Annotated in this window: 23 protein-coding genes and 1 pseudogene; 10 read left to right on the forward strand and 14 right to left on the reverse strand. The window is 57.0% G+C overall.

Going from position 1 to position 22,335, the window contains the following annotated elements:
* Window positions 1-135 precede the first annotated feature (135 nt).
* Window positions 136-669, forward strand: coding sequence for a cation-binding protein (locus tag A4E19_12915; protein ID OQW37576.1), 534 nt, complete (start codon window positions 136-138; stop codon window positions 667-669).
* Window positions 670-712: 43 nt separating this feature from the next.
* Complete coding sequence (locus A4E19_12920; GenBank protein OQW37577.1) at window positions 713-2,317, forward strand: peptide chain release factor 3; 1,605 nt, start codon at window positions 713-715, stop codon at window positions 2,315-2,317.
* Window positions 2,318-2,441: 124 nt separating this feature from the next.
* Here A4E19_12920 and A4E19_12925 read toward each other — a convergent pair whose 3' ends face one another.
* On the reverse strand, window positions 2,442-2,720 hold the full coding sequence (locus tag A4E19_12925; GenBank protein ID OQW37578.1) for a hypothetical protein: 279 nt from the start codon (window positions 2,718-2,720) through the stop codon (window positions 2,442-2,444).
* Window positions 2,721-2,952: 232 nt separating this feature from the next.
* On the opposite strand from A4E19_12925, the gene A4E19_12930 reads away from it, so the two are divergent.
* A complete protein-coding gene (locus A4E19_12930) occupies window positions 2,953-3,237 on the forward strand; it encodes a hypothetical protein (GenBank protein ID OQW37579.1) in 285 nt (94 codons plus the stop codon).
* Here A4E19_12930 and A4E19_12935 read toward each other — a convergent pair whose 3' ends face one another.
* The 6 genes from A4E19_12935 to A4E19_12960 all read right to left on the reverse strand — a co-directional run bounded on the left by A4E19_12935 (window position 3,238) and on the right by A4E19_12960 (window position 8,349).
* Window positions 3,238-3,804 (reverse strand): hypothetical protein, encoded by a 567-nt coding sequence (locus A4E19_12935; GenBank protein ID OQW37661.1) that lies wholly within the window; start codon window positions 3,802-3,804, stop codon window positions 3,238-3,240. It abuts the gene before it with no gap.
* Between the two features lie 43 nt (window positions 3,805-3,847).
* Window positions 3,848-5,377, reverse strand: coding sequence for an aldehyde dehydrogenase (locus tag A4E19_12940; GenBank protein OQW37580.1), 1,530 nt, complete (start codon window positions 5,375-5,377; stop codon window positions 3,848-3,850).
* The gene (locus A4E19_12945) at window positions 5,374-6,462 is read right to left on the reverse strand and encodes a saccharopine dehydrogenase (protein ID OQW37581.1); all 1,089 of its coding nucleotides are present in this window, start codon (window positions 6,460-6,462) and stop codon (window positions 5,374-5,376) included. The genes A4E19_12940 and A4E19_12945 overlap by 4 nt, the downstream gene beginning before the upstream one ends.
* Window positions 6,463-6,536: 74 nt before the next feature.
* Window positions 6,537-6,857, reverse strand: coding sequence for a hypothetical protein (locus A4E19_12950; GenBank protein OQW37582.1), 321 nt, complete (start codon window positions 6,855-6,857; stop codon window positions 6,537-6,539).
* Window positions 6,858-6,957: 100 nt separating this feature from the next.
* Window positions 6,958-7,830, reverse strand: coding sequence for a hypothetical protein (locus A4E19_12955; GenBank protein OQW37583.1), 873 nt, complete (start codon window positions 7,828-7,830; stop codon window positions 6,958-6,960).
* Between the two features lie 87 nt (window positions 7,831-7,917).
* Window positions 7,918-8,349, reverse strand: a complete 432-nt coding sequence (locus A4E19_12960) for a hypothetical protein (protein OQW37584.1) — start codon at window positions 8,347-8,349, stop codon at window positions 7,918-7,920.
* Between the two features lie 741 nt (window positions 8,350-9,090).
* Between A4E19_12960 and A4E19_12965 the strand changes: the two genes are divergently transcribed.
* Both A4E19_12965 and A4E19_12970 read left to right on the forward strand, forming a co-directional pair.
* Window positions 9,091-9,270 (forward strand): hypothetical protein, encoded by a 180-nt coding sequence (locus A4E19_12965; GenBank protein ID OQW37585.1) that lies wholly within the window; start codon window positions 9,091-9,093, stop codon window positions 9,268-9,270.
* Window positions 9,271-9,408: 138 nt separating this feature from the next.
* The gene (locus tag A4E19_12970) at window positions 9,409-9,768 is read left to right on the forward strand and encodes a hypothetical protein (protein OQW37586.1); all 360 of its coding nucleotides are present in this window, start codon (window positions 9,409-9,411) and stop codon (window positions 9,766-9,768) included.
* A 13-nt stretch (window positions 9,769-9,781) separates the two neighbouring features.
* Here A4E19_12970 and A4E19_12975 read toward each other — a convergent pair whose 3' ends face one another.
* Both A4E19_12975 and A4E19_12980 read right to left on the reverse strand, forming a co-directional pair.
* Window positions 9,782-10,639 (reverse strand): acetyltransferase, encoded by an 858-nt coding sequence (locus tag A4E19_12975; protein OQW37587.1) that lies wholly within the window; start codon window positions 10,637-10,639, stop codon window positions 9,782-9,784.
* Between the two features lie 22 nt (window positions 10,640-10,661).
* A complete protein-coding gene (locus A4E19_12980; GenBank protein ID OQW37588.1) occupies window positions 10,662-11,651 on the reverse strand; it encodes an AraC family transcriptional regulator in 990 nt (329 codons plus the stop codon).
* Window positions 11,652-11,849: 198 nt separating this feature from the next.
* Between A4E19_12980 and A4E19_12985 the strand changes: the two genes are divergently transcribed.
* From A4E19_12985 to A4E19_12995, 3 genes are all read left to right on the forward strand, one after another.
* The gene (locus A4E19_12985; protein ID OQW37589.1) at window positions 11,850-12,668 is read left to right on the forward strand and encodes a ubiquinone biosynthesis methyltransferase UbiE; all 819 of its coding nucleotides are present in this window, start codon (window positions 11,850-11,852) and stop codon (window positions 12,666-12,668) included.
* Window positions 12,669-12,755: 87 nt separating this feature from the next.
* Window positions 12,756-12,950 carry a hypothetical protein gene (locus A4E19_12990; GenBank protein ID OQW37590.1) on the forward strand — a complete coding sequence of 65 codons (195 nt, stop codon included), beginning with the start codon at window positions 12,756-12,758 and terminating at the stop codon, window positions 12,948-12,950.
* Window positions 12,951-13,027: 77 nt separating this feature from the next.
* Complete coding sequence (locus tag A4E19_12995; protein ID OQW37591.1) at window positions 13,028-14,674, forward strand: hypothetical protein; 1,647 nt, start codon at window positions 13,028-13,030, stop codon at window positions 14,672-14,674.
* Window positions 14,675-15,184: 510 nt separating this feature from the next.
* Here the strand turns inward: A4E19_12995 and A4E19_13000 are convergent.
* Window positions 15,185-16,423 (reverse strand): annotated as a pseudogene (locus A4E19_13000) (citrate transporter).
* Between the two features lie 76 nt (window positions 16,424-16,499).
* Between A4E19_13000 and A4E19_13005 the strand changes: the two are divergent.
* Window positions 16,500-16,769 (forward strand): hypothetical protein, encoded by a 270-nt coding sequence (locus A4E19_13005; protein ID OQW37592.1) that lies wholly within the window; start codon window positions 16,500-16,502, stop codon window positions 16,767-16,769.
* Between the two features lie 664 nt (window positions 16,770-17,433).
* Complete coding sequence (locus A4E19_13010) at window positions 17,434-17,823, forward strand: hypothetical protein (protein OQW37593.1); 390 nt, start codon at window positions 17,434-17,436, stop codon at window positions 17,821-17,823.
* A gap of 55 nt (window positions 17,824-17,878) precedes the next feature.
* On the opposite strand, the gene A4E19_13015 is transcribed toward A4E19_13010, so the two are convergent.
* The 4 genes from A4E19_13015 to A4E19_13030 form a co-directional block, all read right to left on the reverse strand.
* Complete coding sequence (locus A4E19_13015) at window positions 17,879-18,205, reverse strand: hypothetical protein (protein OQW37594.1); 327 nt, start codon at window positions 18,203-18,205, stop codon at window positions 17,879-17,881.
* Between the two features lie 653 nt (window positions 18,206-18,858).
* Complete coding sequence (locus A4E19_13020) at window positions 18,859-19,905, reverse strand: DDE endonuclease (protein OQW37595.1); 1,047 nt, start codon at window positions 19,903-19,905, stop codon at window positions 18,859-18,861.
* A 175-nt stretch (window positions 19,906-20,080) separates the two neighbouring features.
* Complete coding sequence (locus tag A4E19_13025) at window positions 20,081-21,076, reverse strand: hypothetical protein (GenBank protein OQW37596.1); 996 nt, start codon at window positions 21,074-21,076, stop codon at window positions 20,081-20,083.
* An 804-nt stretch (window positions 21,077-21,880) separates the two neighbouring features.
* Window positions 21,881-22,312: a hypothetical protein gene (locus A4E19_13030; GenBank protein ID OQW37597.1), complete on the reverse strand. Its 432-nt coding sequence runs from the start codon at window positions 22,310-22,312 to the stop codon at window positions 21,881-21,883.
* Window positions 22,313-22,335 lie beyond the last annotated feature (23 nt).

The following is a 22,335-nucleotide window of genomic DNA, read 5'->3' on the forward strand; positions in this document are numbered from 1 at the left end:
CATCCGCCAGCGAGACCATCTATCTTGTTTCAGCGGTCTCCGGTGTTTTGCGTTCGAATCCGTCATAGATATCTCTGTACGGATATCCCTGTACGCGCGGCATGTGATTTCCTCGGGTAACACTTCCTTGAAACAGTGAAATCACCACAAGGACATGAAGCGGGTCCGGTGGCCAAATTTTTAGCGGAGGATCACCGGCGATTAGAACAACTCCTTCGGACAGCTCTGGCTACTTCAGGCTGTGTGGAGCAGGGAACGTATGACCACTTCCGAGCCGGCCTGCTCCGCCACACCGGGATGGAAGAGAAAATCCTCCTGCCGGCTGCACAGCGATGGAACGGAGGCACACCGCTCTCGATGGCGGCGAAGCTCCGGCTCGATCATGGTGCAATCGCTTCTCTGCTCATGCCGACGCCCACTCCGGGTATCGTCGCCGCACTCCGCTCGATCCTCGACATACACAATGTGCTGGAAGAAGGCCCGGATGGCTTATATGAAACGTGCGATAAGCTTGCGGGTTCGCACATTGACCAGTTGATCACCGCGCTCCGTACTGCCCCGGAAGTGACCGTGCTGCCCCATTCTGATACCCCGGCTGTACTGGGCGCCGTCCGCCGAGCCTTGGAGCGAGCCGGCTATGAGTGCCCCGGTGAGCTGACCGCCTCTTGAGAATCACCCTCTTGCCATTACGATATGGTATGCTGCGCACGCTATGACGACTGAGACGACCCTCTTCAGCGAACTTGCCGCCGCCGTCGCGCGGAGACGGACCTTTGCCATCATCAGTCATCCGGATGCCGGCAAAACGACGTTGACGGAAAAGCTGCTCCTGTACTCCGGCCTGCTCCGAACCGCGGGCATGGTGCGCGGACGGAAGGGTAGAAAGACCACCGCTTCGGATTGGATGGGCATGGAGCAGGAGCGCGGTATTTCCATCACGGCGTCGGCCATGCAATTTCCCTACAAAGACGCCGTGGTGAATCTCCTGGATACACCGGGCCACCAAGATTTCTCCGAAGATACCTATCGCACCCTCACTGCTGCCGACAGCGCCATCATGGTCATCGATGCAGCCAAAGGTGTGGAAACCCAAACACGCAAACTGTTCGCCGTCTGCCGCATGCGTCGGATCCCGGTCTTGACCTTGATCAACAAGATGGACCTGCCGGGGCGTCCACCGCTCGACCTCATGACCGAAGTGGAACAGGCGTTGAATATTCACGCGAGCGCGATCAACTGGCCGATCGGGTCGGGCAGTGACTTTGTGGGCATTGTCACTCGTGCCGATAGTCGAGTGCAGCTGTTCAGCAAGACCATGCACGGCGGGGCGACCAAAGTCGAAACGGACACGTTGCCGCTGGCCGAGCTCGGAGCACACAGCCGGGTGTCTCAGGAGACCCTGGCACACGTGCAGCATGATCTGGAGCTTCTGGAGATCGCCGGAAATCTCTTTACACGGGAGCAGTTTCTTCAGGGCGAAGTCACGCCGGTTTTTTTCGCGTCCGCGCTCACGAATTTTGGGATTGAAAGCTTTCTCGACGCGTTTGTGGACCTGGCGCCAAGTCCCGGTGTGCGGCCGGCTGATCGTGACGACGGCTCCGAGATGTCTGTAGACCCGATCGACATGCCGTTCAGCGCCTATGTCTTCAAGCTGCAGGCGAACATGAACCCGAAGCATCGCGACAGCACGGCATTTCTCCGAATCTGTTCCGGACGTTTCGAACGCGATATGGTGGTGAAGCATCACCGATTGGGTCGAGAGATTCGGCTGGCAAGACCGCATAGTTTGGTGGCGCAGGAACGCAGCACGGTCGAAGAGGCCTATCCGGGCGACATCATCGGCATCATCAATCCCGGCGTCTTTGCCATCGGTGATACGGTATCGCTAACCGGAGGTTTCAACTATAAACCGCTCCCACAATTCCAGCCCGAAATCTTTGCGCGCCTGAGACCGACGGATGTCGGCAAGCGCAAGGCGTTCGACAAGGGCTTGTCCCAGATGGCGCAAGAGGGCACGGTGCAGATCATGCGGAGTTTCAATGACCAAGAAGTGTTGATTGCCGCGGTCGGCCGTCTCCAGTTCGACGTGCTGCAATACCGACTCCGCCATGAATACCGCGTCGAAACGATCCTCGACGCGCTACCGTTCAGTTGCAGCGCCTGGTTGGAAGGGGATCCCTCTACCTTCAAACCACCGTCGGCGTCGATGATGGTGAAGGACCAACGAGATCGGGTCGTCGTCCTCTTCGGTGATCAGCTCATGAAGACCATCGCGCGGGATCGGAACCCCGATCATGTGCTGCGGGACATGGGCTAATCATGATCCTTAGCGTCGGAGACGACAGCTAAGAGCAACCGGCGATGTTCTCCGACTGTTTTACGTGCCGAAGCAAATCATTGACTAATGCCTCTTTCCCTTCGCTGCCTCTTCCTGTTCCAGATCAATAATGGCGCCGGACATCGCGTCGATGTGCACTTCCATGTTTGTTGTCGGCTGAGACTACTTCTACTTTCCACACCGTCATGTCATGCTTCTTTTCCAATTCCCCCTCTATGACCTTCCTGGCACACGCTCCGTCGCCGCTTTGACCGCTTGGTCTATCGTGACCTTCGCATTCTGGGACATCTGAAGCTTGTCCTTGGTCGAGTCGGCCCAGACTGTCCCGATGGTGGGCCACCGCGATGACGAATGACATCACCACAACTCTGCTTCGATCCATGGAGACCTCCTTATCTGTGTAACTTGCGACTAAGTTTCCCTTCGCTAAAAATATGCCACTTCTGTGGATGTACTTGGATTGCCAGGATTCAGGTTATGTCCAGGCCGCCCCGTAGGTTTTTGTATGGTGGCTGAGAACAAGACCGCTTGTACCTGAGAACGGGTTGTCTTCCTCCCTAGGGTGACGAATGGGAACGGAAGTGTTGTGTTATAAGGAAAGAGGAGGAGGATAAGTGGACGAAATCCGAAATCACTTGGCCCGGCAACGGACCGAGTTGGCCAATGAACGGACGTTGTTGGCCTATATCAGAACTGCGTTGGGCTTCGAGATAGTCGGTTTACCGGCCGTGTGGTGGTTGGATCACCCGTATGTCCAAGCGTTAGGCGGGCTATCGATGGCGGCTGGTCTGGCCTGTCTTGTACTTGGTATACGCCGGTTTCTGACGGTGAGGAATATGATCGCTCAAGAATTTCGTTCGCAACAGGGTATAGAGGCGGAGCTCAACATACCCGGATAACTAACGTCCGGTTGAGGATTTCATGAGACTGTCGGCCTGAGGCGGCAGGAAGCCGAGATAACCTCGATGACGTTCCGCCAACTCCAAGACGGTGAAGGGCTGGCCATCGATCATCTCAGGAGAAGAAAAGATCTGCCGAAGATGACCGCCACGCTCTCCGACGATCTTGCCGGCAAAGACGACCCCTTTTTGCTGCAGTCGAACGACGGCCTGTTCGATATTCTCGACACGAACGGCGACATGGTGAAACACTTTGTCGCCAAATTTGTCTACCCACCCGGGGATGATACTGGTTTTTCCCCGCTCATCGGGGTAGGCCTGGTCTACAAATAGAGCCGGATAGCCGGACTTGCGGTAGACCTTCGCATACCAATCGTCGTACTGCAGGGTCTCATCATAGCTATACCCTAGCTTGACGAAAGGTTCGGCCCCACGGTCGATGTCGTGTGTCCGGATGGTGACATGATCGATGACAGGCGTGAAGCCCACACCGGTTTCGTCGAGCATCGCTTTTAGGACACCGGCCGCCCGGTTGTGCTCGACATAGCCGGCGACCGTTCTTGCCATGAGGTCATCGAGGACTTGCGCTTGATCCACGGTTACACCTCATTCACGAACCAAACTTGATGCCTTGCGCCAACGGTAATTCCGTTCCCCAATTGACCGTGTTCGTCTGCCGGCGCATATAGGCTTTCCAGGAGTCCGATCCGGCTTCGCGGCCGCCACCGGTGTCCTTTTCCCCTCCGAACGCGCCGCCGATCTCGGCTCCCGAAGTTCCGATATTGATATTGGCGATCCCGCAATCGCTTCCCGCCGCCGACAGAAACCGTTCGCTGTGGCGCACCTCATTCGAAAACAGCGCCGACGAGAGGCCTTGGGGAACGTCGTTCTGCATCTGAATGGCTTCGTCGATCGTTTGGAATGTCATGACATACAGAATCGGGGCGAAGGTCTCACGCCGCACGATGGGCCAGTGGTTTTGCGCTCGAACGAGCGTCGGCTCCACAAAATACCCCTGTCGGGTCAACACATGTCCACCGTAGAGCACTTCACCGCCTTCCTTCTTGATTTCATCAAGAGCGGCTCGATAGCCCTCCACGGCCACCTGGTCGATGAGCGGCCCCATCAGAACATCCTTTTCCAGCGGGTTTCCGATATGCACTTGCGCATAGGCCTTCACGAGTCTGCCGACCAATTCCTCAGCCCGCGATTCGTGGATCAGCAGGCGTCTCGTGGTGGTGCACCGTTGACCGGCAGTCCCCACGGCACCGAAGAGGATGGCGCGCGCGGCCATGTCCAAGTCGGCGGTCTGATCGACGATCACGGCATTGTTGCCGCTGAGTTCGAGGAGGGTCCGACCCAATCGTTGACCGACTAACGAAGCAACCCTTCGACCGACCGGCACCGAACCGGTAAAGGAAATGAGCGGCAATCGCTCGTCCTGCACCATCTGCTCCGCAAGCGCCGGTTGATCGGCGATGAACAGGGAGAAAATTCCCGAATAGCCTTGTTGCTGCATGACCCGATTGCAAATCTGTTGTACGGCGACGGCGCAGAGCGGGGCCTTCGGCGACGGTTTCCAGATGACCGTATCACCGGCGATGGCGGCGACAAACGCGTTCCACGCCCACACGGCAACAGGAAAATTGAACGCGGTGATGACGCCGACCGGTCCCAACGGGTGCCACTGCTCGCTCATCCGGTGGGCCGGCCGCTCGGACTGCATCGTCACGCCGTAGAGCATCCGGGATTGACCGACGGCGAAATCCGCCATGTCGATCATTTCTTGCACTTCACCGTCGCCTTCGGCCTTGATCTTGCCGACTTCCAACGAGACCAGCGTACCCAATTGATCTTTCTTCTCGCGCAGGGCTTGGCCGATCAACCGAACCATCTCGCCACGCTTCGGCGCCGGGACCATCCGCCAGGCACGGAACGCCTCAACCGATTCCTTCACAATCCGCTGGTAATCATCCGAAGAGCAAGGGTAGACGCCGGCGATTTGCTCCCCGGTTGACGGATTAATCGATGGAAGAAGGGATCCGTCATTGCGACCGGACCACCAGCTGTTACCGGTACTCCCGCCGGAATTCACGGCCTGGATGCCAAGATCCCTTAGCGCAGTGTGTATGGTGCTCATCGGAAGCAGGCTCCAAAGTCATTGTCCAAAAAGTCTTTCAACAATATGGATTCCTGAGTGACAAATCCATGGTACGCCGATGGATTCTTCAACACAAGATCCATGACGCCGCAGGCGCTTGACGCGGTCGTCATTTGAATCGCCGACCAGAGTTTTCCCTTGATACAGTGCGGATAAATCTTTTTCACATAGTTTTCTTCGAAGAATCCGTCCTTGTTCGTCCCGGTCACCGAAGCGTAAATCAAGACGACGTCTTGAAGGGTTTGCGGGACGGCACGCTCGAGAATACGCTTCAGGGTCTCGCGGTCTTCATTCAGTTTGAGATCCTTCATGAGCAAATGGATTTTTTCACAATGACCGGGGTAGCGGAGTGTCTTGTAGTTCATCGTCCGCACATTTCCAGCGTAACTGTCGGCCAAGGTTCCCAATCCTCCCGAGGTGTTGAACGCTTCGTACAACAGCCCGTCCAACTCGATCGTTTCGTATCCTTCGAGCGGTTGCAGGGGGACTTTCTCCCCTTGTTCAATCCCGTAACAGACATTGCCGTACTCATTGATGAGTCCATCGGTGGACCAGGTGAGCGAATACTTCAGGGCGTTACTAGGATGCACGGGAAGCGCCCCCACACGCATCTTGACCGTATCCAACGTTTCAAAATGGGTCATCAGTTCATGCGCAACGATACTGATGAAACCCGGCGCGAGACCACATTGCGGCATGAAGGCATGCGTCGCCCCCGCACTCAACACCTTGATCTGGTTCGTCACTTCGACGTCTTCCGTCAGGTCGAAGTAATGCAGGTCGTGGGTCAAGGCCAGCCCGGCGACGGTCGGATTGCAAAAATAGGGGAGACTCGACAGGATCGCATCAAACCGGTGGGCCGAAAGATAGGTGCTCACGGCATCGGGATGCCTGACATCGAGCAGACAGGGAGTCACCCGTTCCAAGCCGAGAGCATCGACGAGATGCTTGGCGGCATCGAGGGTCATGTCGCCCAAATGGACCTCGTACCGGCCGTGCTGATTGAGGAGACAGGCGATCAGCGATCCGATTTTGCCGGCACCGAGGACGAGCACACGATTCATGATGACGCATTATACTCCTCCGCACCAGTCTGACTACTCGCTTTGAAAAATAATGCAGCCGATGGACCGAGTCTTCAGCGTGGTTCGGGGGAATCGATGACATACTGCCGACAGTCGGCCGGCCCCGTTGTGGTCTGACTATACCGGCAGGCAGGAATATCGGCCTGTAGTCTTCGTAAGAGCGTCGTCATCTTCATCGTACTTGGCACTTCGCAGATCCAGACATGCATCCCGGATTCCAGCTCATCAAAATGACGCAAAACTCGAAAATCCGGCCGCTCCATGAAGTATGCGGAGAGAAACCCGTTCACGGCCGTCACGACCCAGGGGTGTTCCTTAATGTAACGGTAGCTCATCCGCAGCTCCGTGGGAGTGGTCCGTTCTTCAGACTCCATCGTCGCACTCTATCAATTTTGGCACTGAAGCCGCCACAACATGAATTGGAATGCCTATGCATTATTGAGCTGGACTGTAACGGACGGCGCAAACTCAACCTCATCGTCCGCTCACCTGCGGCGTGAGTCTTCTCCAGTGATAGGTCCCACCGTGTTCGCGCGGAGGAATATTTTTCTGTTTGCCGACTCTGGTATACCACCACGTTCCGTTGGCCTGCATGCCGTCCTCCGAGAGGAGCACTTCAAATCCTCCCTCACGGTCGTTACCCGGTTGCTGCCACGTGCCCTGCCAGAGGCGGTTTTCTACCTTGGTGGTCGTGAAACGTCCGCCCTGCTGGGTATATGGGCCGTTTCCGTTCTTGTCCAACGTCGCCTTATACCGTTTATCGTCTTCGACTTCGAGAATCTCCCATTCTCCACTGAGGTCGCGCGTGGTGGAAGTTTCAGGGCTGCTGACAAGGCGTTGCCGAGACCCGGCGGACGGTACAGTGAGTGGCTCACCGAGTGGAGGGGAGCGAAACGACTCATGCCAGGATAACAATTGCCAGTTGCCGTTGCGACGTTCGAGTACTCCGGTTTCCCGCATAGGTAAGACCGTCCGTTTCAGTCCGGGTCCGTCGGCAACATAGCGAATATAGTCGAGCTCCATCGCATACCAGGCCACGTCTCCCTTGGTCCACACCTTGAGCTCCCGGATCGGAATCTCGAGTTTCTGGGAATTGACGAATTCCTCCCGTATGCCCTCCTCAAGTTCGGTCCAACCGACGTACTTACGGCCGGCGACCCCGTAACTGATGATATCGGCATCATGTGCCATCAATCGTGACAGTGTCGGCAAGTCCTTTTCGGCGTTCGCGCGTACCATGCGGCGGACGGCGGACTCTGGATCGGAAGGGTCTGACGCGATCACAGCGGTGGGGACGCCCAGGAACAGCGCCAGTACACACCGCGCAAACCAGCCGAGACAGCTCATAGAAAACTCCTTCAGCAAAGACGTGCGACTTTCATACTATTACTTCATTAACGAGAAAACAGCGAACAGTCTGAGAACGCGCATGGATCAGCGCTCCCATCGATACCCGACCAGAAACGGCATGACCGTCAACACACCCAGCGCACCGATGGGAATCGTCTCAATCGTCGCGTCATGAGCAGCGACATGCCCATCAACAGAGAGGATCTGAAGAGCTTGTACGACGGTCCACTCCGACACCAGCACAAGGCACAGGGCTACGAGACCTACGCCGAGGCGAATGCCGGGCAGGGGAGGCAAGGTAAATCGATCGACGACCCATCGCGCACCAATAATGGTAGCCAGAAGCACATTGGGGATTTCCAGCATCTCGGCAAGCCGCGCGCTGATATGCAGCGCGACGACTTGGAGACGGACGACCTCCAAAACAAACTCCGCTCCTACCACAATAAGGAAGTAGATGGCACCGGCCTTCAGCGCCTGCGCCAGACCATGAAGTCTGTCGCCGTCCGGCGTCATATTTGGGAGGGACGTCACGGGTGTGCCGTACGCTCATTACGGAAGCCGACCACGGCTTCTCCTCATGTAAGCTCGGTGTCAGCCATGATCATTCTAGAAAGATCAGTCTAGCGGAAAATGACGGACACATCTATGGCCTGGAGACCATGGTGCGGTGAGCCGGAATCTTTATGCCTGCTACTCCCTGGTTCGACATTGAAGGACTCGGCTCGTGCATCTGGCACTATCTCGGGAATGAGGGATAGAGGATGAATCGCGCTGCCACTGTCACTCCAACGGCACCGAGCATCACAACCGCTTGCGCATAGAGCATCCTCCCACTACTTTTTCCAACGCGACTGGTCTATGGCAAGATACCTAACGTCAACACACCGAAACAATATGATTATCTCGTCGTGACCGCCACGAAGAATAGTGTCTGATAGCATCCACGATCCCCCTCTTGACCTGTTTATCGTCCGAGGCGTAGGCTGACATCATTCTCTCACTGCCGCCTCATCCTGGAGGTGGTGCTCATGGTCCTCCGTGGAGCACGGTTCCAACGATCTGGACCTGCCGGGTGTACGTTCTTCACCAGACGGGCCCTTTTCTCGTACCATGCCCTGTTCGTGCATGGACGATCCTATTCGTTTGCGTGCAATAGGACGTCGCCTTTCGCGGATGTCTTAGGGATTCCACTGCGGAAATCAGTACTGTCAACCTCACAAAGGACTCGCGTCGCATGACGCGAGCGGGTGATTTATGTCCTGGGCATATTGGGGAATCGTCATCGGTCTCGTAGCCATGATCGTGATGCTGATTGCCTGCATACGCCTCCTCTCTTCTGACGACAACGAGGCGCAACGGTCATCAGAGCAAGGTGCCGGTGGATCGGTTGATATGAATCAAGAACCGCCAATGATCCACAGACGAGCGGCATGACGGTTCGGTGGTGAACTTCATCCTGGTGGCCACGAGCCTGTGTGGAATTGATCGTTGAGACCGCGAATTCGGGGGAGAGGGGTGGGTGTGCCATAAGCAAACACTGGACGATCTGAACTTAAACGAGGGGAGGGAGCTATGGGGCCGACGAAGGCGATCGTGAAAGATCATGCGCTCTACGAGGCACGCGGAGGCAAGTTGATCAAAGACGGTTTCACCACCCAGGAGGACCTGGAAGCCTACGTGAACCATCATTATCTCGTCCTGCCGGTCGTCGATAAGCAGGGGCGACCATGGCTCCTCGAGGGAAAGCCGGTCTATTGCCTTCGCGGAACGCAATACGAAACGGTGAACGATGAGCGCGTCCATCTGGCCCGCTGTCCGGATTGTGGAGGTATGGGAATCCGAACCGATGAATTCGTCGTCGAATCGGACTGCATCCAATGTACCGCCTGTGGACATGAATTCGATGCCAGGCTGGAAATGATGGAAACGTAGAACGGGCGCTCGCTCAGTACAAAATGGAGGGAAGAAAGGAACCGAGCGGCTTCTGATACAGCCCGAGGCTCATGAGGGTCATCGGTTGAACGATCCGCAGGCCGTGATTGAGACACCACTGCAACAATTCCGTGTTCCGCGTCGGCAACAAGAAACCTGGTCCGGTAAAGGCCGGCGCAGCGCCGATCAGCGCCTTGAGTTCTTCATTCGTTCGACCGACCGCATGTCCAAAGAAACCAAGACCCGTGGCATAGCCGGTGATACTGCCGCTATGCTCAACGACCGTTGCGGCTCCATCCGCAATGGCCTGCGCCAGTTCGCCGTGACGGTCATGTCCGTGCACGTAACGGCACAAGTCATCGCATTTCGCAAGATCGTCCAGGGTCGCTTGGCGGACTCGATAGCCGGGCAGCTCCATGTTGAGCGGTGGGCCCTGCAGCGTGGAAAGTGGCTCGCGCGCGTGAAATCCGAGCTTGGTGTACAGGGATAGAGACCGGTTATGATACGCGGCCTGGACTAGTCGCACACCGGCGTGATGCCGACTCTCGGCGCGGTCCAAGACCGACTGCATCAACCGGCGCCCGAGCGAGGCATTTTGTGTTGCCGGAAGGACGGTGATCGGACCCACTCCTGCAATGACATCCCCTTCCCACAGAAAATTACTGCACACGATGTGGCCATCACGCTCCCCCACGACCGAGAAGATGTCGGACCGTGAGAGGATCATCGCGTACAGTCCGATCGCGATCTCAGCGGAAGGAAAATCAGGCTGAAAGTGATGGTGCTCGGCAATTGCCTTGAACGCCTCGTAGCCGATCCTTCCGCAAGCCGGAGCGTCGGCAACCGTGCCGGATCTGAAAGTCACATCCATGAGGCTGTCCCCCTCATGTTCATCACGTTCTCGTTTCATGCTGACGTTGAGCGCGTCTGGTCTGGCTGCGGAACCGAGCCGGAGGGGCACCGAACTCCCGCTTGAAGGCGCGATTGAAAGACGGCTCGGACTCATATCCCACCTCACCCGCCACTTCCGCCACGCTCTTGGAGGTCGACGTCAGCACTTGCGCGGCGAGCTGCAACCGCCAGCGCGTGAGATACCCCATCGGTGTATCGGAGAGATAATGCCGAAATCGCTCGGCCAGCACTGAACGGGACAAGCCCACTTCATTGGCCAACGACGCGATCGTCCAAGGATGCGCAGGCTGTTTGTGCAAGAGCGCCAGCGCCTTTCCGACGTCCGGATCACGCACGCCGGCGAGCCAGCCCGTCTGTGTCGGCGGCAGTTGGGCGATGTAGCGGCGCAACGTCTCCACGAACAACGCTTCGGATAGTTTCGCGATGACTGCGGCGCCGCCTGGACCGGAAGCCTCCGCGTGATCGACCGAATAGCGGAAGGTATCCTCCAACCACTGTCCGGACGGGTTGTCTCGAATATGCACTTTGACGATCGATGGGAGCCCGGCCAAGAACACCTGCCCGAGTTGAGGATCGCAGGTCAGGTACCCGCACACCAGTTTCGTGGTCTCTCCTCCGCCGCCCAACTGGGACAGGATACGGCCTTCAGCGAAAACCTGCTTCAGGTGCGGCGCGCTGTCGATGGGTGTGACTGAAGGGCCGTTGCCCATGAGGTGGGCATTCCCATGGGGGAGGATGACGATATCGCCCGCTTCCAGAGGGACGGCACGGCCACCGTCTTCGTTCTGACAATAGCACTGTCCTTCGGTGACCAAATGGAAAATGAAGACATGTTTGGGACCGGACGGCAAATAGGACGCCAAGGTGCTTGAATCGGGCTCACGTGTACACCATGGTGATGAGAAGACACCGTTGAAGAAGACCGCGCCGTCCAGTTTCACGGCTTTCAAGACTTCAGACAGTACATCCATTCGACGGGTCCCCCCAACGAGGCCTCTCGGCTAAGCCCGCTGGACGCTCGGATAAACGACGTGCAGCTTAGCATTCTCCTGATAAGAGAGCTAGACGCGCTGATAAGACGCCGACGCGATTCTCTCGTATAGTGCGACCAGAAACAGCACGGCACCGGGCACCACATCCGGAATACACAACCAATAAAGGAGGCCATCATGACGAGTGCAACGATTGCAGAAATAGATAGTATAAAGGCTCGGCTCAAATCAATCTGGACGGCGGGAGACTATGATCGGTTTTCACGATTCATGGAAGGCGGTGCACGAGAGTTTTATGAACGTCTGAACATTACGCCGGGCTGCAAGCTGCTGGACGTCGCGTGCGGGTCCGGTCAACTGGCGCTGATGGCGGCCAAAGACGGCATCGAGGTGACCGGCGTGGATATCGCAGGCAACCTGGTGGAGCGGGCGCGGACCCGCGCGAAAGCGGAAGGATTGACCGCCCAATTCGAGGAGGCTGATGCCGAGGGGCTTCCGTTCGACGACGCGAGCTTCGACGTCGTGACCAGTCTGATCGGCGCGATGTTCGCCCCGCGTCCTCAGTTGGTCGCCCAAGAATTGCTCCGTGTGTGCGCGCCGGGAGGCACCATCGCGATGGCCAACTGGACCCCACAGGGATTCATCGGGCAAATGTTCAAGGCCGTCTCAAAATTCATCGCGCCGTCCGGCATGCCGTCGCCGGTCCTCTGGGGTGACGAGTCGACGGTTCGCGAGCGGCTTGGCCACGGACTCTCGGAACTCAGCCTCATGAGACGGCAGTACCTCTTCGACTATCCCTTTCCACCGTCGGAGGTCGTGGAATTCTTTCGTCTGTATTACGGGCCGACGAACAAAGCATTCGCGTCGCTTGACGCTGAGGGGCAAGTCCGATTGCGGCAAGAGCTCGAAACACTCTGGGCGGCACACAACCGAGCGGGCGGTGACTGCACCACCGTATTTGCTGAGTACCTGGAAGTCGTCGGTATTCGCGTGTAACTGCGAGTGCCGGAAAAGAACAGGACATCGAGAGATCTAACTACCCACTATGTTAAACATCCGTCGAAAAAGAAAGGAAGCATCATCATGCACGACATCGAAATTTTAGCCGTCTGGTTTGCATTAGTCATTGCAGGGATGATTCTGACGATACTGATGCCTCGGATTGTCTCCGAGTCGCACGGGAGTGGAGCCGACCAAGAGGAGCCTCAGCGCATTTCCGCGCATCAAGGGTCACACGAGCGGGTGGGTTCAATGATTTTGATTGGAAAAGAGATATGAATCACGTCATTACCGATATATACGCATGATAACGCAAACACGGTAAATCCATTCCACGATGTACAAGGAGGTCCGCCATGAAGTTCCATCACATCATCGGATTCGCTGCGGCTGCTCTGCTCGGCAGTGCCGCACTTAGTTCAGCCACTGAGTCGACGGCCACTCCCGCAGCCCAGGCGAACCATTCTGACATAGTTCCTCTTTATACAAACCTGGGCACCCATCATAAACGTATCTCCACTCGAGTCCCGGCCGCACAGCAATACTTCGACCAGGGTCTGCGATTCGTCTACGGATTCAATCATGCGGAGGCGATCCGTTCGTTCAGGCGCGCCGCAGAACTCGATCCCAGGTGCGCCATGTGCTACTGGGGGATCGCATTGGCCCACGGCCCGCACGTCAACGTTCCAATGGACGCGGCCAGCGGCGTCGCGGCGTATAAGGCGGTGGAGAAAGCCCTGTCGCTCAAGTCACACGCCACGGCGCCTGAGCGTGCCTACATCGAGGCGCTCGCACAGCGCTATGAGGCGAACCCACCGGCCGATAGAGCCCGGTTGGACGTGGCGTATTCCCGTGCGATGGGGACACTCGCGAAGACTTATCCCAAAGACCTCGATGCCGCGACCCTGTACGCCGAATCGCTGATGGACCTTCGCCCATGGAATTACTGGCGCCCTGACGGGACTCCTTATCCTGGCACGAAGGACATTGTCGGCCAGCTCGAAAGGGTCCTTTCCCGCAGCCCCGATCATCCCGGCGCGTGTCATTACTACATCCACGCGGTGGAAGCGGTGAATCCCAAGGCTGCGGTGCCGTGCGCCGAACGGCTCGCTCGGCTCATGCCCGGCGAGGGCCACATGGTCCACATGCCAGCACACATATACATCCGCGTCGGACGGTATAACGACGCCGTGCAGGCTAACCACCACGCCATTCATTCTGACGAGGTGTTCATCGAAGGGCAGCAGCCGACGGGCGTCTATCCGCTCGCCTACTACCCACACAACATCCACTTTCTCGCCTTCGCCTCCACGATGGCGGGCCGTAGTGCGCAGGCGATCGAGGCGGCCAAGACACTCACTGCCAAGGTGGACCTGAACGCTGCGCGCCAGATCGGGCTGCTGCAGGAAATGGTGCCGTACGATGTACTCACGCTCACGACGTTCGGAAAATGGGACGAGGTGCTGGCCACACCGCTTCCGCCGGAGGACCTCCGCTTCTCCTATGTCATGGCCACCTACGCCCGCGGGGTGGCGCATGCCGCCAAAGAAGAGTGGGAGGAGGCGCAAGCCGCGCTCGAGATGGTGAGGGCCGCCGACGCTGCGACGCGCGAAGGGGCCGAAGAGAAGACAGGACTCTCGATAGCCGTGCACGCACTGTCCGGCGAGATCGCAACCCGTCGCGGCGATCTCGATGCGGGGATCAATCATTTCCGGGAGGCGGCGAAAATCGAGGACGGCGGACTCTACGCTGAACCGCCCAAGTGGTACTACCCCATTCGGCACTCGCTCGGTGCCGCGCTGGTGAAAAGCGGACATCATGCCGAGGCCGAGAAGGTGTATCGCGAGGACCTCCGTCGCTTTCCCGAGAACGGCTGGTCCTTGTTCGGCCTCGCGCAAGCGCTCCGTGCGCAGGGGAAGGACACTGAAGCGGCCGCAACGGAAGCACGCTTTCACAAAGCCTGGCCTGACACCGACGTGACGCTGACGGCATCGAGGTTTTAGAACGGAGGACTACAGAACGAGGGCTGGAAGGTCTTACGTCGGATCAGCGGAGGCCTTCCAACCCCTTGTTACCTTCCTGAGTGTTTGAAAAACAATATAGTGCGAGAGACCTTCTGTATCGCGTTCCATCAGTTCTCATGTTGAGACCTCCACTCTTCCCGCCGTACCGTTTGTGCCCTTGCAGACCCACATGCTCCTTGTACGTGCGACCTTGTAACAGTACCTTCCGAGAACCTGCATTGCGGCGTGGTTGGGAAAGAGAAAAGGCCCATCAAATCGTAGAGTAGGGCGAACCTGATTCTTGAAAGATTTTCCCGCTCAGAACGTGCGGCATTGATCCACATGTGCACAAGAAAATGCTCGCGCCATAACCAAGCGCAATAGCCGGAGTCCATTTGAGATGTTGGATTTCCCTTTGATCACGAAGGATGAGATGTTCTAGCGCGCCGGCGCCTCGGTTGGTTGTGCCACAGAAGACGTTGTGACCGGCGGATCGCCGCGTTTGGGACCGGGGTGCCAGCCCATGACCGCGAGCAGCACCAAGAAGCTGATGACATACGCGACTGCGACATGCCACCCGTGATAGATCCATCGGCCGACGTTCTTCGCATCCGGATACATGTTGGACAACGCAACGCCGGCCGACGAGCCGAACCACATCATCGAGCCGCCGAACCCCACCGTGTAGGCGAGCATACCCCAGTCGTAGCCGCCTTGTTTCAGCGCGAGCGCGGTGAGCGGAATGTTGTCGAACACCGCGGAGATGAAACCGAGCCCCATGGCCGATTGCCAGGAGGCGGTCGGCAATTTTTCCACCGGCATCATCGAGGCGCAGGTGACCAGTGCGAGCAGAAAAATCGTCCCTTTCGTCGCGTCGGGTAACAGACTCCAATCCGGTTTGCGTAACGGCGCCGAGACCAGGATCGCCAGTGCCACGGCCACGCCGATGAATGGGAAATGATCGGCGATCTCAGGGTGTACCAAGTTGATGTACACGTTGGTGGAAATCGCCGCCACCAAAATGAACGCCACAATACCGACGCGGCCCCAGTCCACATGCGTGCCACCGGGCTCATAGGCTATCAGCGGCGAATACTTGTTCTGCTGCAACGCAGCCGGGACACCGAACAGGACCAGTGCGACCACCGCGGCGACATACGCGTGGAATACGTCGGCCGGGCTCACGCCGTCGATCCACATCATCGTGGTCGTTGTGTCGCCTACCACGCTGCCCGAACCGCCCGCATTGGAGGCGGCGACGATCGCGGCGAGGTAACCGATGTGGACCTTGCCGCGAAAGACGGTGTGTGCCATTGTGCCCCCAATCAGCGCTGCGGCGATGTTGTCGAGAAACGAGGACAGCACGAACACCGTCGCGAGCAACGCGAACGCACCCTTCGCTTGCCCCGGTAGGTACTTTGGCAGCACCGCGGGAACATGGCTGTCTTCGAAATGCTTGGACAGCAACGCAAAGCCCAGTAACAGGCACAGCAGATTGGAAAGAATGACCCATTCATGGGCCAGGTGGCTGACCAAGCCCGACACGCCATCGCCGGTCTTGAACCCGGTGAACGCCAATTTGTACAGCGCGATCGTTGTGAGTCCGGTGAGCGCCACCTGCAGCGTGTGGTGGTGGAACAGCGCGACACCGAGCAGCGTGAGGGCGAACAAGATGAAATCGAACGGGATGCCAAACGCGGTGGGTGGGTCGGTCGCCGCGACGGCGAACGACGGGGCGAACCATAACATGAACACGGTTCCGGCGATGACCAGCCGCGGACCGATGCCCGTGCGCGACGACGGAATCTTCTGCTCTTCAAGGCGCATGACGCTCCCCCTGCTTCGCGTTGATCATAGCGATGCGAAGGAGCGAGCCTACTACCATCGCAAAGCGGTCATCGTGCAAGCACCCAATCAGGCGACTGTCGACAAGAAGTGTGTTGAATTTCGGGGGCATGGGACGGCGGTTGGAGCCCATTCTCAGCTTTACCCCCGAACCCCCAACCTCTATCGTTGGCCGAGAGTACGGCTGTTCGTCTTTTCGGTGGATCAAGAATTGTCGAACGGGAATCGTGAATGTCCCGCCGAATTGTAGGTCCAGAGGTCGTGGTTCGAAGTGACAACCGGACGATCCAGACACACCGGAAATCGAAACGAAACCAGAAGCTACACAGGCAGGTGAGTGAAAATCAAGGCAAACTTTCCGTCACTCTGCAATCAAACGCCCGTAGGTCCAGCCGTCTTCTCGATGTCGGTCAACGGATCACAAAGAAACGAGCGGAGCCGCACGCCAAGATAGTGAAAGGGCTGGCAGTGATACACGAAAGAAAGTGGAGCTGGCGAAGAACGCGGTAGAAGAAAATCGAGGAATGTACGTCTTCATCAACAACCGCGGCGAAGGGAATGTGTGCCTGACGATTCAAGTACTACCGAATGCGCTGTAAGCCGAGAAGGCGTGAGCGTCGGTTTTTTGAGGACCCTCATGAGTGCAGAGCGGATGACTAAATCAACCGGGGTGTTCGTTTATAGTGACGCATCAGATCAGCAGTCCTGGCGATGTTCCTAAGAGCACACCAAGAGGGAGGAATGCTGGCGGGGTCTTGCATTCGCAGTCGCACAGCACAACGCTCTGCAACAAGCGCTCGTGCCGCAGTTGTTCCCTTTGTTGGAACCTTTCCATAGTGGACTTCGGTCCACTGCATGGAGCCGCCATCGAGAGGTGCTATACTTTATCTGTAATGAAAAGCCGCTCCCATCGCATGAGGAAGAGCATATGGGCAACTCTCATCTGCGCGCATGTGACAGTGCTTTGCCTCGGCTTCTCGACGGCTCAGGCACAAGCCCCAATTTCCATTGCCACCGTCATAAAAGAATCTGCGGCTTATCAACTTCGCATCGTCACATTGCGCGGCTCAATCACAGACCTTGAAGCACTACCACCCTACATGACACGCCGAGGACCTGTCGTAGGAGCTTGTCTGTTTACTTTGAAAGATGGCACTGGTTCTATTGAAGTTGAGGTCGATCGAGATTGCGCGGAATCCGTAGACAGAACATGGCGCCAGAACTATATCGTACGAGGGATACTTCAGATGCAAGGCTCCAAGATTTTTCTTCTTGCCACCGAGGTGCGACGGGGCGACGAATGAGGGGTCGCTCTCGCAAGCGAGAGCGACCCAGGGGCCTATTGGCTGAGCGGGTAGGCTAGTACTGAGTCTGGGCGTGCCCCCCGCTTCGATTGGCGTTCAATGTGCCGGTGCTCAGCAGCGCACCAGTATTACTTCGGATCTCCCACGTCGTTGGAGATCCCGCCCCTCCCGTAATGAACAAATTTCCCGTCGTTTGTACATCAGCTTTGTGATCATAGCGATTGATGGTGAGCGTTCCAGTCGACACCGCACCTCCACTGCTGTTACGAATTTCCCACGACGTGAAAAATGGTTGGCCGCCCACAATCATGGTATTGCCGGTGGTGAACAGGTTGCAGGTAAACGAATCCGTTCTTGTCGTCGAAAGTGACCCGTTGCTCACCAGTGCACCGCTCCCGTTTCGGATCTCCCAGGTCGTATTGCATTTGTTCCCCCGCCCAAGAACACATTTCCGTTAGGAAGTAGGACATCGCAGTGCCCATTTCGAAGTGCCCAGAGGGAACCCGTCGAGACAAGCCCTCCGGTGCTATTTCGGATTTCCCACGTTCCACCTGAGGCGCTGCCTCCTACGATGAGCACATTGCCGGAAGTGAGGAGCGTGGTGGAGTGAGAGGCACGACTCGCCCATAAAGACCCTGAACTGACCAGGGCTCCTGCACTGGTTCGAATTTCGTAGGTACCAGGGCTCGCAATTCCTCCGACGATCAACACGTTGCCGGTTGTCAACAGCGTGCAGGTATGAGAACCGCTCCTGGTTGCATTCAACGTTCCCGTACTCACAAGCGCACACCCGCTGTGTTGCGAATTTCCCAGGTAGTGGCGGACAGTACACCTCCTGCCAACATGATGTTCCCTGTTGAAAGTTTGACGCCACAATGAGCGGCACGGTTTGCGCTCAACGATCCACTGCTGACTAGTCCCCCGGTGGCATTTCGAATTTCCCAGGTCGCTGGAGATGTTTGCCCGCCTGAGATCAAATTGTTGGCTGCCCATGACGAGAACGGGCCACACCAAAGGCGAGCAGTATAGTACTAACTAGTGGCCTGTAACAGACAAAGTGGGAGTAATCCGACGCCGCGGGTCGGTATGCGTCCATTTCACGGGTTTCGCAGCTCGATTGTAGTGGCGGATATACCGCATCAGTTTCCGTTTGAGATCGTGCTGAGACGTGAAGATGCCGCGCGCAATCACATCACGCTCGATCTTGGCGAACCACAGTTCGACTTGGTTGAGCCAGGAGGAGTACGTGGGCGTGAAATGTAGACGGACCGTAGGATGGTCACGCAGGAAGACGTCCACCTGTTTGGTCTTATGCGCCGAGAGATTGTCGAGGATAAGGTGCAGCGCTTGCCCACGCGGCTGATGGGCCACCAGGTCGGTCAAAAACGCGACGAACTCCGCCGAGGTGTGTCGCTCGGCGGTACGCCCGAGCACCGTACCGCTGCGAGTCTCGAATGCAGCATAGAGCGAGAGGGTGCCGTGACGGGCATATTCAAAGCCATGCCGCTCGACACGACCGGGCGACAGCGGCAACACCGGATCCAGCCGATCCAATGCCTGGATCGCCGTCTTCTCATCCACACAGAAGACGGCGGCATGCTGCGGCGGATTCACGTACAGCCCAATGATATCGGCCGCCTTGCGCTCGAAGTCGGGATCGTCCGACGCCATGTACCGCTTGAGGCGATGCGGTTTGAGGCCATGCCGGGCCCAGACCCGGGCCACCATCATATGAGAGATCCGCAGCGCCTTCGCCAATCGCCGCGTACTCCAGTGCGTCGTCCCGTCCTGTGGTCCCCGGCGAGTCCAGTCCAGAATCTTGGCGTCCAGCTTGGGGGTGAGCACTGTGGGGGACTGTCCCCGATGCCGACTGTAGAGGCCTGCCAGTCGTTCGGTCGCAAAACGGTGACTCCAGCGGGCAATGTAACTATCGCCGCAGCAGAGGTGCCTGCGAATCTGCGCCCAACTGGCGCCCTTGGCCAACAAGATAATACACCGGGCCCGCCGGGCCTCATCCGCTCGACCTTTGCGACTGCGGCTGCGCCGTTCCAGCTCCCGTCGTTCCACGTCTGTCAGGATCATGGCGTCCTCCCTTGTGGACGCCCAGTATACACTACCGTTTCAGTTGTTACATGCCACTAGTAGCCCATAACGACGCATACGGCACCTCCTTGGTAGGCGGGATGGCATGTCACTCTCTGCTTCACAACAGTGAAGCACCGCGTCGTTGCCAATCCGTAAACGACGCGTCAGGTCGTTATACTGACGAACTGGAGCGCTGCCCTGTTGCGTCAGTAGAAGTTGTGCTTGGTTGATTTTGACGCAAATCGCAGGATTCGACCGGAACAGGCGCCTGATTGTGCTCCGTCAATACCACCAATTCGTCCTGCTCAACCAGAACGCACAGATCATTGCCTTGACGATGGGGAGATGGTCCAACCCGTTCTATGGAAGGAAGCTCTCCGCGGAATGTATACGTGCGCACCGTCCCGTCTCGGTCATGAATGACGTCAATCCCGCTTCCAAACGACGATCGATACTCCAAAACGATATCGTTTCCAGCGTGACCATCGGTGTCGGTCAGAAGAACAACGCGACCGTCGATCCAGGAGGAGTTGGAATACTTTGTGACCTGTTGGGTAGCGTCATGAATGACGCATACGCAATGCAAAGTGTCCCCTACGTTCTGAATTTCAAGAACGAGTTCCGTGCCGGGTCTGCCATCGGTATCCTCAAGCCGTAGTGATTTGACCGAGGACCACCCTGAATCCTGATAGGAATAAATGTCTCCGTTTCGATCATGAACGACACAGACACAGCCCAGGGCTCCTTGGGGATCTTTCACCAGCAGGACAAGCTCTTTTCCCGCAAGCCCATCGGTATCCTCAACCACATGGACGGCAATGGATTTCCATCCGGTGTCTTGATAGGTCGCGATTGTGCGATTGGCATCATGCACGACGCACAAGCACAGGAGATTTCCCTCACCATCCAGCGCTTGGAGAATCACTTCTGCACCGTCTCGTCCATCGGTATCTTGGACGTCGAGGATGCGAACGCCGATCCAATTTGGCTCCGAATAAACGATGTGTTCATTGGTTCGTCCTCGCAAAATGCAGACCTTGCTGTTGTGGCAGATTTCGACCGCATCCAGTACCTTGTCTCCGTCTGTATCGGCTTGCATGAAACTGATATCACTCACGACCACGCTGCTGTTGGGTTTCGGACGATCAGAGGCGACCTTTCCGGGCAAGCCCTGCTCCATGGCTTAGAACGCTGGACTGTGAGATGTTGGTGAGAACTCACCCGCAGGAATGGTTAGCTGCGGCAGGGAAGGCGTATCGTTCTGCGTGCAACTGACGCCTGTAACGACCACGAAGAACAGATGGAGCAACCATTTTCGTGTTAGCCCGCAGTCGCCAGCACGACACATGTTCACTCGTATCCATTTCTTTTTTTGGGTTGCGTACGCTCAGTCTCTTAGAACACTCGGAGATGATGGATTGTCGTCAGTTCTTCCCTCGCTTCTAACTCCGGAGGTGTCGTGAGCATTCAATCGGCAACCTATTACTTATAAATAGGTATAATTAGTATTGCTTAATAGGCCAATTATGACTCAATGTCAATAAGGCCGAACGGCCTTTAAAACTCTTCGCATCGAGGTAAACGGATCTGTCCTGAGAGGCGTATCGCACGTGATCGTAATTCTCAAAGAAATTGACTACCTAAGCCGCCCGAGATATCAGGCGCGCATGAGCCTCATCCTTCGCGCGTTCTCTATTTCGGCGAGTGTCGACAGCAACAATTACAGATACGACATTTCATGATCACACGATGGCGAAACTGTTTGTGGGCTTCAATCCGAGACCGTTTCCACCACAGGTACGGGAACCTCTGCAAGGCGTGTGATGAAGAGAACTCGAAGGGGAATATGTCGAAGACAACTCGGCGAGACTTCTGAAAGGCGCTTTACTGGAGATACAGAGGGGACATCACTATCACCCGGCTTTCCGTTCAATGAGTGCGATTGGCTTAAAATGTTGCGTCCAAACTCGAGTCATTTGACCAGCGTGACGGGGACCTGGGACAGATGGACGACCTTGGTGGTGACCGAGCCCATCACGAGCCCAGCAATACGTCCAAGTCCACGCGATCCCATGACAATTTCGTCGGCCCCAACTGCCTTGGCACACTCCACAATCTTTTCGGCGGCATCGCCTTCCGCCGTACTGCTCTCGAACGCCACGCCCGACGAGCGCAGCACTTGCTCCGCCGGCTCAAGAATCTCGCGATTATACTGCGCTGCCATTTCCGCTGCTTTCTTGTCGCCCATGTAGACCTGGATTTCGCCGTAAACCCGTAGCGGGGAGTGCACAGTCACGAGATGCACGCGACCTTGTGGTTTTTCACGTACTCGCTCAACGGCAAGATGTAGTGCACGCATCGCGCTCTCCGAGCCGTCGACCGGAACCAAGATTGTGTTAGGCATAACGGCCTCTTTCAAGCCAGTGG

The sequence above is a fragment of the Nitrospira sp. SG-bin1 genome, assembly GCA_002083365.1.
Lineage (GTDB): Bacteria > Nitrospirota > Nitrospiria > Nitrospirales > Nitrospiraceae > Nitrospira_D.